The organism is Neorhizobium populisoli, from assembly GCF_019430945.1.
Taxonomy (GTDB): domain Bacteria; phylum Pseudomonadota; class Alphaproteobacteria; order Rhizobiales; family Rhizobiaceae; genus Neorhizobium; species Neorhizobium populisoli.
This window is the reverse complement of sequence record NZ_JAHYCB010000001.1, coordinates 567,053-579,871: the sequence shown is the minus strand read 5'-3', so window position 1 is coordinate 579,871 and position 12,819 is coordinate 567,053. Positions and strand designations below refer to the sequence as shown.

The window sequence follows — 12,819 nt, the reverse complement described above, 5'->3', positions numbered from 1 at the left end:
AGCTCGGGTGAGGGGATCTGCAGCCGGCCGCATAACTTCGGAGGAGACATCATGCTCGGACGCGTCAACCACATCGCCATAGCAGTATCGGATCTCGCCGCCGCGACTGCCACCTATCGGGATACGTTGGGCGCCCGCGTATCCCAATCGCAGGCTCTGCCGGAGCATGGCGTCACGGTCGTCTTCGTCGAACTGCCGAACACCAAGGTCGAGCTTCTCGAACCGCTCGGTGAAAATTCGCCGATCGCAGCTTTCCTGGAAAAGAACCCATCCGGTGGCATGCACCACATTTGCTACGAGGTAGAGGACATCCTCGCCGCCCGGGACCAATTGAAGGCTGCCGGTGCACGCGTGCTGGGCGATGGCAATCCGAAGATCGGTGCGCACGGCAAGCCGGTGCTTTTCCTGCACCCGAAGGATTTCAACGGTACGCTGGTCGAACTGGAGCAGGTCTGACTGCCGCGTTTTATATCCTTTCAAGGCTTTATGCGAATTTCCGGATTCTTTTTCGCAAGGTGCGGCATTGCGTCATCGCCCGCCCGTTTGAGGTTGCCGGACATTCAGCCTATAAGGCCGAACATCTTCTCTAGCCCGGACAAATGATCATGTCGCTGCTGACGGTTGCCGCCGTTTTCTTCATCATCTGGTGGACGGTGCTGTTCATCGTCCTGCCGCTCGGCTATCGCAGCCAGGAAGAGGATGGCGAGGTGGCGCTCGGGACCAGCGAAAGCGCGCCCACGAAGTTTCGCGGTGGCAAGGTGCTGCTTTTGACGACGGTGATCTCCATCGCCATTCATGTCGGCTATTATCTGCTTTCGTCCTATTTCGGCGTCGGGATCGCTGACATCCCGAACATCGTGCCGGACTTCCAGTAAAGGTGAGGGGGCGGGTGCTTTAAATCCGTTGCCTGTCATTCAGCTGTCACGATTTTGAGGCAATAGAGCGTCGATCAGGCGGCTGAGATCAAAGGCGCCGGCAGACAGATAAGCAAAAAAAAACAAGGCGGTTAAGCCTTGTTTTTCAGTTTCGCGTGATCCTTAACCGTTGCCGGGGCAGCGTGCGAGCGCGCCTAAGATCTGATCCTCCCAAGACTTGACCGCGATTGGCAAGAATTTGAACTCCTTGCCTCTTTTGTGAGCTGAACGTAGCCCAACAGATAGGCTTTGTCATCCGCTTTTTTTGTATTTTTGACACAGTTTGATAAAATTTTCCCGTTGACACAAATGTCGCACGCCTGCCACGAAATCCCCACTTTTTGTGGTTCTGCAGGTTGCGGACCTGAATCGAGAACAGCGTGCTAATCCTGCCGAAGCGGGTTCCCATCAGGGCCTGGAACGGCTATGTACCCTGCCGATATCACCCAATAAATGGCCGATTCCCGATGTTTTGAGGGTAGGCCCGGCAACCTCGGAAATCTCGATGCGCCTGTCCCGCTATTTTATGCCCATCCTGAAGGAAAACCCCAAGGAAGCGGAAATCGTTTCGCACCGGCTGATGCTGCGTGCGGGCATGATCCGCCAGCAGAGCCAGGGCATCTATTCCTGGCTGCCGCTCGGCAAGCGGGTACTCGACAAGGTCAACAACATCATCCGCGAAGAGCAGAACCGCTCTGGCGCGGTCGAGCTTCTGATGCCGACGCTGCAGTCCGCCGAACTCTGGCAGGAAAGCGGTCGTTACGACGCCTATGGCAAGGAAATGCTGCGCATCAAGGACCGTCAGGAGCGGCCGATGCTTTACGGCCCCACCAACGAGGAAATGATCACGGACATTTTCCGGTCCTACGTCAAATCCTACAAGAACCTGCCGCTCAATCTGTATCATATCCAGTTGAAGTTCCGTGACGAGATCCGTCCGCGCTTCGGCACGATGCGCTCGCGCGAATTCCTGATGAAGGATGCCTATTCCTTCGACCTGACGAAGGAAGCTGCCGAGCACGCCTATCGCAAGATGTTCACCGCCTATCTGCGCACTTTCTCGCGGCTTGGTCTGCGCGCCATTCCGATGCGCGCCGATACCGGCCCGATCGGCGGCAATCTCAGCCATGAATTCATCATCCTGGCGGAAACCGGCGAGTCGGAAGTCTTCAGCCACAAGGATTTCGTGAACTTCGACATTCCGGCCGAAGACATCAGCTTCGACGACGTCGCCACCATGCAGGCTGTGTTTGACAAGTGGACTTCGGTCTACGCTGCGACCTCCGAAATGCATGACGAGGAAGCCTTCAACGCCATTCCTGAAGGCGATCGCCTTTCCGCGCGCGGCATTGAAGTCGGCCACATCTTTTATTTCGGCACGAAATATTCCGAGCCGATGGGCGCCAAGGTGCAGGGACCGGATGGCAAGGAGCACCTTGTCCACATGGGTTCCTACGGCATCGGACCGACACGCCTTGTTCCCGCCATCATCGAAGCATCGCATGACGAGAACGGAATCATCTGGCCGGCTTCGGTCGCGCCGTTCGACGTCGTGGTGATCAACATGAAGCCCGGCGACGATGCATGCGACCGGATTTCGCAGATTGTCTATGGCGGCCTTCAGACGGTCGGCAAGGATGTGCTCTACGACGATACGGATGAGCGCGCCGGCACCAAGTTCGCCACCGCCGACCTGATCGGCGTGCCGTTCCAGGTGATCGTCGGTCCGCGCTCCGCCGCAGCCGGCGAAGTGGAACTGAAGAACCGCAAGACCGGCGAGCGCGAAACGCTTACCGTCGAAGCGGCCATGAACAAGCTTGCCGGGCGCTGATCCGGCAGCAAGCCGGAGTGGATGCGGGCGATAGCCGCCCGTATCTGCCTAACAGAAGAATGCGCAAGGTTGAGGAGACGGCATGGCGAGCGTCGCGGCGAACGGTGAGGCGAACACGAAGGAACGGTCGCCTTCTGCCGGTCCATTTTCGGCCTTCGAACGCATGGTCGCCTGGCGTTATCTCCGCTCGCGCCGCAAGGAAGCATTCATCTCCGTCATTGCAGGCTTTTCCTTCGTCGGCATCATGCTCGGTGTCGCGACGCTGATCATCGTCATGGCCGTGATGAACGGTTTTCGCACCGAACTGATTTCCCGTATCCTCGGCATCAATGGCCACATGATCGTCCAGCCGATCGATGGTCCGCTGACCGATTACGCCGAGTTGACACGCAAGTTCGCGGCTGTTCCGGGTGTCCGGATGGCTCTGCCTCTGGTCGAGGGCCAGACGCTGGCATCCGGCCGCGGCGGTGCAGGCTCCGGTGCCCTGGTGCGCGGCGTGCGGCCGGAAGACCTGGAAAAACTCACCGAAGTCTCGGGTAACATCAAGTCGGGCGACATGGTCGGTTTCGCGGCCGGGCAGGGCGTTCTCGTCGGCTCACGGCTCGCGGCGCAACTCGGCCTGAGCGCCGGAGAGCAGATCACGCTGATCTCTCCGGAAGGCGACGTGACGCCGATGGGCGTCAATCCACGCGTCAAATCCTACACGGTTTCCGGTATCTTCGAGATCGGCATGTCGGAATATGACGCGACGATCATCTATATGCCGCTTGAAGAATCGCAGATTTATTTCAACGCCGACGGCCTCGTGCAATCGATCGAGCTATTCATCGATAATCCGGACAATGTCGACGGCCTCCGGCCTTTGATCGAAGCGGCTGCCGGCCGGCAGATCTTCATCACCGACTGGCGCCAGCGCAACCAGACCTTCTTTTCCGCCCTGCAGGTGGAGCGTAACGTCATGTTCATGATCCTGACGCTGATCGTGCTCGTCGCCGCGCTCAACATCATTTCCGGCCTGATCATGCTGGTGAAGGACAAGGGCAGCGATATCGCCATCCTGCGCACCATGGGGGCAGGGGCGGGCGCCATCATGCGCATCTTCTTCATGACGGGTGCGGCGATCGGCATCGTCGGCACGCTGGCCGGCGTCGCGCTCGGCGTCGTCGTCTGTCTCAATATCGAATCGATCCGTCAGTTCTTCTCCTGGGTGTCCGGCACGATCCTGTTCGATCCGGAACTTTATTTCCTCAGCCAGCTTCCGGCGGAAATGAGCCTCAGCGAGACGATGACCGTCGTCGTCATGGCGCTGACGCTCTCCTTCATCGCCACCATCTTCCCGGCATGGCGGGCCTCCAGGCTCGACCCGGTCCAAGCCCTTCGCTACGAATAGGACTTTCACGCTTCATGCCACCTCGCAAACCCGTCCTGCAGCTTTCGGGCGTTGAACGTCACTACGGCCAGGGAGAAACCACGCTTTCGATCCTGAAGGGCGCTGATTTCGAGATGAGGAGCGGCGAGATCATCGCGCTTGTCGCGCCGTCCGGCACCGGCAAATCGACGCTGCTGCATCTCGCTGGCCTGCTGGAGCATCCGGATGGCGGCGAGGTGATGATCGGCGGCCATGCCTGCAACGGTCTGCTGGATAGCGAGCGCACCGCAATCCGCCGCTCCGAAATCGGCTTTGTCTATCAGTTCCATCATCTGCTGCCTGAGTTCTCGGCAATCGAGAATATTATGATGCCGCAACTGATAGCTGGCCTCACCAAGGCGGATGCTCGGGAACGGGCGGCGCAACTGCTCGATTACATGCGCATCGGCCACCGCGGCGAGCACCGCCCGGCGGAGCTTTCCGGCGGCGAACAACAGCGTGTCGCGATTGCCCGCGCCGTTGCCAACGCGCCGCGCCTGCTGCTTGCAGACGAGCCGACCGGCAACCTCGATCCGAAAACGGCATCCTACGTATTCGATGCGCTGGAGGCGCTGGTCCGCCAGTCCGGCCTCGCCGCGCTGATTGCTACCCACAATCACGAACTGGCCGGGCGCATGGACCGGCGGGTGACGATCGAGGGCGGCAAGGTCGTGGAACTTTAGGCCAACTCGCGTTCATTCCCCGCAGATTGAGCGGAGTACATTCTGGTCGAAATCTGCGATCGGGATAACCTTTGCGGGCTGCGGTTTGAGGTCCTTGTCGTCGATCTTCAGTTTGCCGGTGAGAACATTGTAATCGCAATTGCCGTGGGATCGAATTCCGAGCGTATCGTAGAAGCTGTAGGTGAAGCCCGCGACCACGAAGCGGTCCTCGCGATAAGCCACAGTCACCGTCTGCTCCCACATGTTGCGCCCGCTCGTATCGCTTTTTGAATATATGGCGATCGAGCCGTTGGGGCGTGCTTCGACCGAGGCGTCCAGTCCGTACTGGTCGTATTTATCGAAATTGCCCGTAACCTTCTCTCGTGCCCGCGTGACGAGCTTCAACTGCGAGCGGTCGCCTTCGCGGAGATAGAAATAGATGTCGATCAGAAACGAGTCCCTGCTCTTGGCGACCATGAGCACGAGATCGGTCTGCTTGTCACGATTCCAGTCCCCCGTTGCCGCGCTGATGATACGCGTCGGATCAATGGGCTCTTCGGCGAGGGCCGGCATTGCGAAAAGGAATGCCGTAGCGGCGACGGATAGTTTCATAATGATGTGTCCCCCCAAAAAATCTAGCGTCGGCAGGCCTGTTGTCCGGTGTCGTTGGACCAATGGTCCAGCGGAGTAGCGCTGGCCGCAGTGGTGATGGCTTTACCGTTTTTCATGCCCTTGCCGGTCAGCATGTTGACCTCGCAGTCAAGCGGATAGGGCACGTTCTCTTTCAGACTATAACCGGCCACGATGAAATCGCTGTTGCGGTAGGCGATCGTCAGCTTGATCTCGTAGTGCCGTTGTTCCGGCGTATCGTTTTTCGCGGTCACCAGGATTGAACCATTGGGTAAGGAAGCGATCGCAAGCGATTCTCCCGCATAGATAAATGAGTCCTGCACGGTATTGGGTGCTGCAGATTTCAGCACCATCCGTCCCTCGCTGGGATCAGCGAGATAAATATAGATGCCGTTGTCGTCACCGCTACGGCCGGGCGGCGGCTGGCGGATCATGGCGAGATCGATATCGCCGTCTTTATCGAAGTCGCCGGTCGTCACTGCCGCGATCCGGCCCGGGTCGATTGCCTCCTCGGCAAGTGACGGGTTCGCAGCAAGAAGCGCGGCCAGCAAAACGGATGTTTTCATTCGCTCGGTCCTTCCATTCGCGGCAATCCTAACGAAGTCAAGACAGCAGGAAAAGCCGGCGGATGCCGCCGAATTTAACCATATTGCGGAAACCGTGTTTCTTGTTTTGTTCTTCTGTTGACTCTCAAACAAAATGAGAACAAATTAAAAACATAAGAGAACACGGGAGACGATGATGACTGACCTTCTTCGTGATATTGCCGCATTCGCTTCGATCGCCACCTTCGTGGCCAGCCTGTCGATGATCATGATGGCTATGTAATCAGCGGTGGCTGCCACTTTCTGACGGTGGCATCCTGCTCGCTCGCCGGCGCTTCGCTCGAAACACGTTGGGCGAGGAAATCCGAACTGGACTCTCGGCATGCGGCGCCGGACAATAGGGCCGATTCATTTGAAGGGCATGGCGCGGCATGGCGGACGATAAGGCAGGTGTGAAAACCGAAACGGAAGAGCTGGGAGACACCCCGCAATTCGTGCACCTTCGGGTTCATTCCGCCTATTCGCTTCTCGAGGGCGCGCTGCCGCTCAAGAAGATTTTGGGAAAGGTGGTCTCGGATAATCAGCCCGCGATCGCAGTGACCGACACCAATAATCTCTTCATCGCGCTGGAATTTGCGCAAAAGGCGATCGGTGACGGGATTCAGCCGATTATCGGCTGCCAGCTGTCGATCGACATGCAGGACCAGACCGAAGAGCGGCGCCCGGGCGTGCAGCTCGCCAAGCTGCCGTCGATCGTCGTCCTGGCCGCAAGCTCTGCGGGTTACGATCGTCTCGTCGATCTCGTCAGCCGCGCCTATTTGGGCGGCGAGGGCCACAGCGCCATCCACATTGCACTGTCCTGGCTCGAAGAGGGAGGGACAGATGGCCTGATTGCCTTGACCGGGGCCAAGACCGGCCCGGTCGATATGGCCATCAAGGAAGGCAATGCGGCTCTGGGCGAGGCGCGGCTGCACAAGCTCAAGCAGGCGTTCGGCGATCGGCTTTATGTCGAGCTGCAGCGTCACGGCGCTTATGATCGCCGGCACGAGCAAAGAATGATCTCGCTTGCCTATGAGCACGACCTTCCGCTGGTCGCGACCAACGAAGCCTTCTTCCCGTCCAAGGCCGATTACGATGCCCATGATGCGCTGATGGCGGTCGCCCACAATGCGATCGTGTCGGACGACAGCCGCTTCCGCCTGACGCCAGACCATTATCTCAAGAGCCGCAAAGAAATGGCGAAACTGTTCGCCGACCTGCCGGAAGCGCTGGAGAACACGGTCGAGATCGCCAAGCGCTGCTCGTTCATCCTGAATACGCGCAACCCGATCCTGCCCCGCTTCACCGGCGCGACGGATGATCCCGCGGAGGCCGAACGTGCAGAGGCCTCGGAACTGCGCCGCCAGTCCGTGGAGGGCCTCGAGAACCGCATAGCCACGCTCGGCATGACGCCCGGTTACACCGAGAAGGATTATCGCGAGCGGCTGGATTTCGAGCTCAGCGTCATCGAGAAGATGAAGTTCCCCGGCTACTTCCTGATCGTTGCCGACTTCATCAAATGGGCCAAGAATCACGACATTCCGGTCGGGCCCGGCCGTGGTTCTGGTGCGGGCTCGCTGGTCGCCTATGCGCTGACCATCACCGACGTCGATCCGCTGCGCTTCTCGCTTCTGTTCGAACGCTTCCTCAATCCGGATCGCGTTTCGATGCCGGACTTCGATATCGACTTTTGCCAGGATCGCCGCGAAGAGGTGATCCGCTATGTGCAGCAGAAATACGGCCGCGAACAGGTGGCCCAGATCATCACCTTCGGTTCGCTGCAGGCGCGTGCCGCATTGCGCGACGTCGGCCGCGTGCTGGAGATGCCGTATGGTCAGGTAGACCGGATCTGCAAGCTGGTGCCGAACAACCCGGCCAATCCGACGCCTTTGTCGAAGGCGATCGAGGAAGAGCCCAAGTTCCAGGAAGAGATCGACAAGGAGCCGGTGGTCGGCCGCCTTCTCGATATCGCCCAGAAGATCGAAGGCCTCTACCGGCATGCCTCGACCCACGCCGCTGGCATCGTCATCGGCGACCGGCCGCTGTCGAAACTGGTGCCGATGTATCGAGACCCGCGTTCCGATATGCCGGTCACCCAGTTCAATATGAAATGGGTGGAACAGGCCGGCCTCGTGAAGTTCGACTTCCTCGGCTTGAAGACGCTGACGGTGCTGAAGACGGCTGTCGATTTCTGCAGGAAGCGCGATATCGAGGTCGATCTTGCGAAAATCCCGCTGGACGACAAGCTGAGCTACGAGATGCTGTCTCGCGGCGAGACGGTCGGCGTGTTCCAGGTGGAAAGTGCCGGCATGCGCAAGGCGCTGATCGGCATGCGACCTGACTGCATCGAGGACATTATCGCGCTCGTGGCGCTTTATCGTCCGGGTCCGATGGAGAACATCCCGACCTACAACGCCCGCAAACACGGCGAGGAGGAAATCGAGTCGATCCATCCGATGATCGACTATCTGCTGAAGGAAACGCAGGGCGTTATCGTCTACCAGGAACAGGTCATGCAGATCGCGCAGGTCCTGTCGGGCTATTCGCTCGGCGAGGCCGATCTTCTGCGCCGTGCCATGGGTAAGAAGATCAAGGCGGAGATGGATCAGCAGCGCGAGCGTTTCGTCGACGGTGCGATCAAGAACAAGGTTTCAAAGCCGCAAGCCGACAACATCTTCGAACTGCTCGCAAAATTCGCAAACTACGGCTTCAACAAGTCGCACGCGGCAGCTTACGCGATCGTCTCATACCAGACGGCCTATATGAAGGCGCATTACCCGGTCGAGTTTCTGGCCGCGTCTATGACCTACGATATGGCCAACAGCGAAAAGCTGAACGACTTCCGGCAGGATGCCGGGCGTCTCGGTATTTCCGTCATCCCGCCGTCGATCCAGACCTCGTTTCGACATTTCGAAACCGGAGAGAACCGCATCTATTACGCACTCGCGGCGATCAAGGGCGTCGGCGAATCCGCGGTCGAGCACATTACCGAAATACGCGGCGACCAGCCGTTCAAGAGCCTTGAGGATTTCTGCCTTCGCATCGATCCTAAACAGGTCAACCGGCGCGTGATGGAAAGTCTGATTTCCGCCGGTGCCTTCGATTGTTTCGGCACCGATCGGGCGGAACTGATCGGCGGCCTCGACCGCATCATCGGTTACGCCCAGAGCGCCCATCAGGAAAAAGCCAGCGGCCAGATGGGCTTTTTCGGCGCATCCTCGAGCGCCGGCCCTGAAAAACTGATCCTGCCGCCGTTCAATCCTTGGACGCCGTCCGAAAAGCTGATGCGCGAGTATCAGGTGCTCGGCTTTTATCTCTCGGCCCATCCGCTGGATTCCTACGCCAGCATCCTTACCAAGATGCGGGTCCAGACGTTCGCCGAATTCTCCGTCTCGGTTAAGGGCGGCGCAACCTTCGGCAAGCTCGCCGGCACGGTGACCAGTCGTCAGGAGCGCAAGACGCGCACCGGCAACAAGATGGGCATCGTCGCCTTCTCCGATGCCTCCGGCCAGTACGAAGCGGTGCTTTTCTCAGAAGGGCTGGCTCAATATCGCGACCTTCTGGAGCCCGGCAAATCGCTGCTGATCACCGTCCAGGCGGAAGAGCGGCCGGAAGGTATCGGGCTTCGCATCCAGACGGCGCAGTCGCTCGAAGAGAAGTCCGTGCAGATGCAAAAGGCCCTGCGTGTTTATGTGCGCGACTCAGGCCCGCTGCGCACCGTAGCGCGGCATCTGAATGCCAGGGGGGATGGACTGGTGTCTTTCGTCGTCATCAAGGATGACGGCAAACGCGAGATCGAGGTGGAGCTCACCGAAAAATACCGCATCTCGCCAGAGATAGCCGCAGCACTCAGGGCGGCACCCGGCGTGCTGGATGTCGAACTCGTCTGATTTTTATCCATTAAAAGTAGAACCCGCGGATCAGCTCTGATCCGCGGGTTCTCTGTTTTCGAACTGCGTTGGATGGAGGCCTCAATAGAGGCCGATGCCGCCGCGCTTTTCCGCCTTCACCTTGACCGGGCGCGGCTTGGTGATCGAGCTTTCCATCTCCGCCTTGGCTTCCGCAACCTGCGTTGCGGGCTTGGTGATGGTGATGAAGTCGGTGCCGTCGCCGGTATCCGGGCCAAGACCCTGATCGTTGATGGTGATCGATGTACCGTCGGCCATCGCGGACTCGATCCGGTCCCGCACATCTGCCGGCATTTCTATACGGTCGAGAGCCTTCGCGGCAGCATTCGGCGCGAACGGGTTGTCGTCGACGGTGATTCCGAGACGCTGCCTGGTGGCGTCGGGCAAGCCGTTCGGCAACGTCACGCCATGCCATTCGGCCGTTTCAGTGCTGCGATCGATCTTGTCAACGGTGAAGAAATGCGTGCCGAGCGCCATTTCGGGGTTCTTGATGCCGACCGGCGCCTCGAAGAGAGGGGCGAAATCCTGCCGTACCATGATCTGGCCTGCCGGTGGACGTGGCTTTCCTGCCGCTTCGTAAAGCGCGCTCAGGAATTCCGGCGTCACCATCCCGCCTTTTTCAGAAAGGTTCTTCCAGCGCTTGAAGCCCGATATGGCACTTCGCGTCAACGGTCCCGCATAACCGTCCGAACCGCCGGTTTCAAAACCGAGATCCTCAAGGATCACCTGCGCATCCATCAGCGCCTCGCGATCGCCGCGGCGGGTAATGAGAATGCGAAGCGGTGCTGCATCCGCAGCAACCGGTGTTGCGCCCGTAGCCGCCGCCGGCGGCGTCATGACGGGGTGAGAGGCGGCCGGATTATCCGGAGTGATATTCATCGCCACCTCGACCGGCTTTGCCTCGTTCTTGATCGATGACGTCCGCAATTCGACATCCGGGAAAAGCGGGCCGTTGGGCAGCGATTTGTGCGGCTTGAATAGGTTGACGTCGGCGATCAGCACCGGGGTCACCGGCGCATCGGTGACGATCACATGTGCGCCGCGCTCGGTCATGCCGAAAAGCGTTTTTGCAAATGCGCCGGGCATCCGGATACAGCCATGCGAGGCCGGGTAATTCGGCACGACGCCTTCATGAAGCGCGATACCGGACCAGGTCAGCCGCTGCATCCAGGGCATCGGCGCGTTCGAATAGATATTCGATTCGTGGTATTTCTTCTTTTCGAGGATCGAGAAGATGCCGCTCGGCGTCGTGTGACCGGCCTTGCCGCTGGAGATCTTGGTCGTCGCGACGACGGCTTCGCCATCGTAGACGACCATCGACTGCTTGTCCTTGGAGACGATGATCTGGAGGGTGCGGGCACCTTCCGCAAACGCAGTAGACGACAACATCGTCGCAGACAGGAGACCAACCCCGAACACTAGGTGACGCAACATACCGGACCTCTTACGCAATACTTTGGACCGCCGCATATTAGGGGATGAGGTTTAATGAAGATTTTCGAGCCGGCGAATAGTTTTAAAGTGATGACCGGAAACGGATCACTTTTCATTGAACCGGGAGGTCATTGATCGCGCCGGCGGTCGCCGAACGTGTAGCCGGTCTCGATCGTCGCCTTGCCGAATTTGTCGCGCAATTTGTCCATGGCTGCCTCCGCCGCCGCCCGCCGCCCGGCCTGCTGGTCCACGAGATCGGGCGGATCGGCGCGGCCGGGATCCGTCAGGTCAGTCACGCCGATGCCGAGAAGGCGGAATTTCGTCCCGTCCGTTTCCCGTTCCATCAGGGACAGGCCGGTGCGGAAAATGCGATCGGCGAGCTGAGTCGGGTCTTCGAGCCGCTTGTTGCGGGTCCGGCTTTTGAAATCGGCAGTCTTCATCTTCAGCACGACGGTGTTGCCGGCAATGCCATGTTTCTTCAGTCGTGTGGACACCTTTTCCGATAGCCGCCGCAGGATCGGCACGAGATCGTCGTGTCGGGAAATATCGTCGAAGAAAGTCGTTTCGGCAGAAACGCTTTTCGCCGCCTCGTTCGGATGCACCTCGCGGTCGTCCATGCCACGGGATAGACGATAGAGCCGCTGGCCCATGGAGCCGTAGCGGCGCATCAGATCGCCTTCCTCCATCGTTTGCAACTGGCCGATTGTGCGGATACCGTCCGCCTCCAGCGTTGCGTTGAAGGCCTTGCCGACGCCCCAGATCGTCGTGACGGGACGTGCCGCCAGGAACTCAAGCGCCTCTTCCTGACCGATCACCGAAAAACCGCGCGGTTTCTGCAGGTCGGAGGCGACTTTGGCGAGGAATTTGCAATAGGAGAGACCGACCGAGATCGAGATGCCGAGCTCCTCCTGGACCCTGTTGGCGAGCCTGGCGAGAATGCGCGCCGGCGGGTCATGATGCAGCCTCTCGGTACCGGAAAGCTCCAGAAAGGCCTCGTCGATCGAAAGCGGCTGCACCAATGGCGTCAGGTCCATCATCATCTGCCGTACCTGCCGTCCGACGGTGACGTATTTTTCCATGTTGGGGCGAATGACGACGGCGTCCGGGCAAAGTTCCAGTGCCTTGAACATCGGCATCGCCGAACGCACCCCGTTGATGCGGGCGATATAGCAGGCCGTGGAGACGACGCCGCGTTTGCCGCCGCCGATGATGACCGGTTTGTCGGCAAGCTCCGGATTGTCGCGCTTTTCGATCGTCGCGTAGAACGCGTCGCAGTCGATATGCGCCAGCGTCAGGTCAAAGAGCTCTTTATGGTAGACGAGTCGGGGGCTGCCGCAGGCGCGACAACGGCGCATTTCCGCCTTCTGCCCGGCAAGGCAGTCGCGACAAAAGCCGGATGTCTTGTCAGGCGCGCTCATCATCTCAGGAACAAAGGTTGAACATTGCTA

10 protein-coding genes are annotated in these 12,819 nt (G+C 59.3%); 6 read left to right on the top strand and 4 right to left on the bottom strand.

Features of this window, described 5'->3' with window-relative positions; all coding sequences use genetic code 11:
* Positions 1-51: 51 nt before the first annotated feature.
* From mce to KX729_RS02850, 5 genes are all read left to right on the top strand, one after another.
* Entirely contained in the window at positions 52-456 is a 405-nt protein-coding gene (mce, locus tag KX729_RS02870) for a methylmalonyl-CoA epimerase (RefSeq protein ID WP_219740914.1), read from the top strand.
* Positions 457-605: 149 nt separating this feature from the next.
* Positions 606-875: a DUF1467 family protein gene (locus tag KX729_RS02865; RefSeq protein ID WP_219740913.1), complete on the top strand. Its 270-nt coding sequence runs from the start codon at positions 606-608 to the stop codon at positions 873-875.
* 544 nt (positions 876-1,419) lie between these two features.
* Positions 1,420-2,745 carry a proline--tRNA ligase gene (gene proS, locus KX729_RS02860; protein ID WP_219740912.1) on the top strand — a complete coding sequence of 442 codons (1,326 nt, stop codon included), beginning with the start codon at positions 1,420-1,422 and terminating at the stop codon, positions 2,743-2,745.
* A gap of 82 nt (positions 2,746-2,827) precedes the next feature.
* A complete protein-coding gene (locus tag KX729_RS02855; protein ID WP_219740911.1) occupies positions 2,828-4,135 on the top strand; it encodes a lipoprotein-releasing ABC transporter permease subunit in 1,308 nt (435 codons plus the stop codon).
* Positions 4,136-4,149: 14 nt separating this feature from the next.
* Positions 4,150-4,836, top strand: a complete 687-nt coding sequence (locus KX729_RS02850; protein WP_219740910.1) for an ABC transporter ATP-binding protein — start codon at positions 4,150-4,152, stop codon at positions 4,834-4,836.
* Positions 4,837-4,848: 12 nt separating this feature from the next.
* Here KX729_RS02850 and KX729_RS02845 read toward each other — a convergent pair whose 3' ends face one another.
* Both KX729_RS02845 and KX729_RS02840 read right to left on the bottom strand, forming a co-directional pair.
* Complete coding sequence (locus KX729_RS02845; RefSeq protein WP_219740909.1) at positions 4,849-5,427, bottom strand: hypothetical protein; 579 nt, start codon at positions 5,425-5,427, stop codon at positions 4,849-4,851.
* 23 nt (positions 5,428-5,450) lie between these two features.
* Positions 5,451-6,011 carry a hypothetical protein gene (locus KX729_RS02840; protein WP_219740908.1) on the bottom strand — a complete coding sequence of 187 codons (561 nt, stop codon included), beginning with the start codon at positions 6,009-6,011 and terminating at the stop codon, positions 5,451-5,453.
* Positions 6,012-6,421: 410 nt separating this feature from the next.
* On the opposite strand from KX729_RS02840, the gene dnaE reads away from it, so the two are divergent.
* Positions 6,422-9,919, top strand: coding sequence for a DNA polymerase III subunit alpha (gene dnaE, locus KX729_RS02835; RefSeq protein ID WP_219740907.1), 3,498 nt, complete (start codon positions 6,422-6,424; stop codon positions 9,917-9,919).
* Between the two features lie 81 nt (positions 9,920-10,000).
* Here the strand turns inward: dnaE and KX729_RS02830 are convergent, their stop codons facing one another.
* Together KX729_RS02830 and KX729_RS02825 are read right to left on the bottom strand one after the other, a co-directional pair.
* Positions 10,001-11,371, bottom strand: a complete 1,371-nt coding sequence (locus KX729_RS02830) for a L,D-transpeptidase family protein (RefSeq protein ID WP_219740906.1) — start codon at positions 11,369-11,371, stop codon at positions 10,001-10,003.
* 128 nt (positions 11,372-11,499) lie between these two features.
* On the bottom strand, positions 11,500-12,792 hold the full coding sequence (locus KX729_RS02825) for a DNA polymerase IV (RefSeq protein ID WP_219740905.1): 1,293 nt from the start codon (positions 12,790-12,792) through the stop codon (positions 11,500-11,502).
* Positions 12,793-12,819 lie beyond the last annotated feature (27 nt).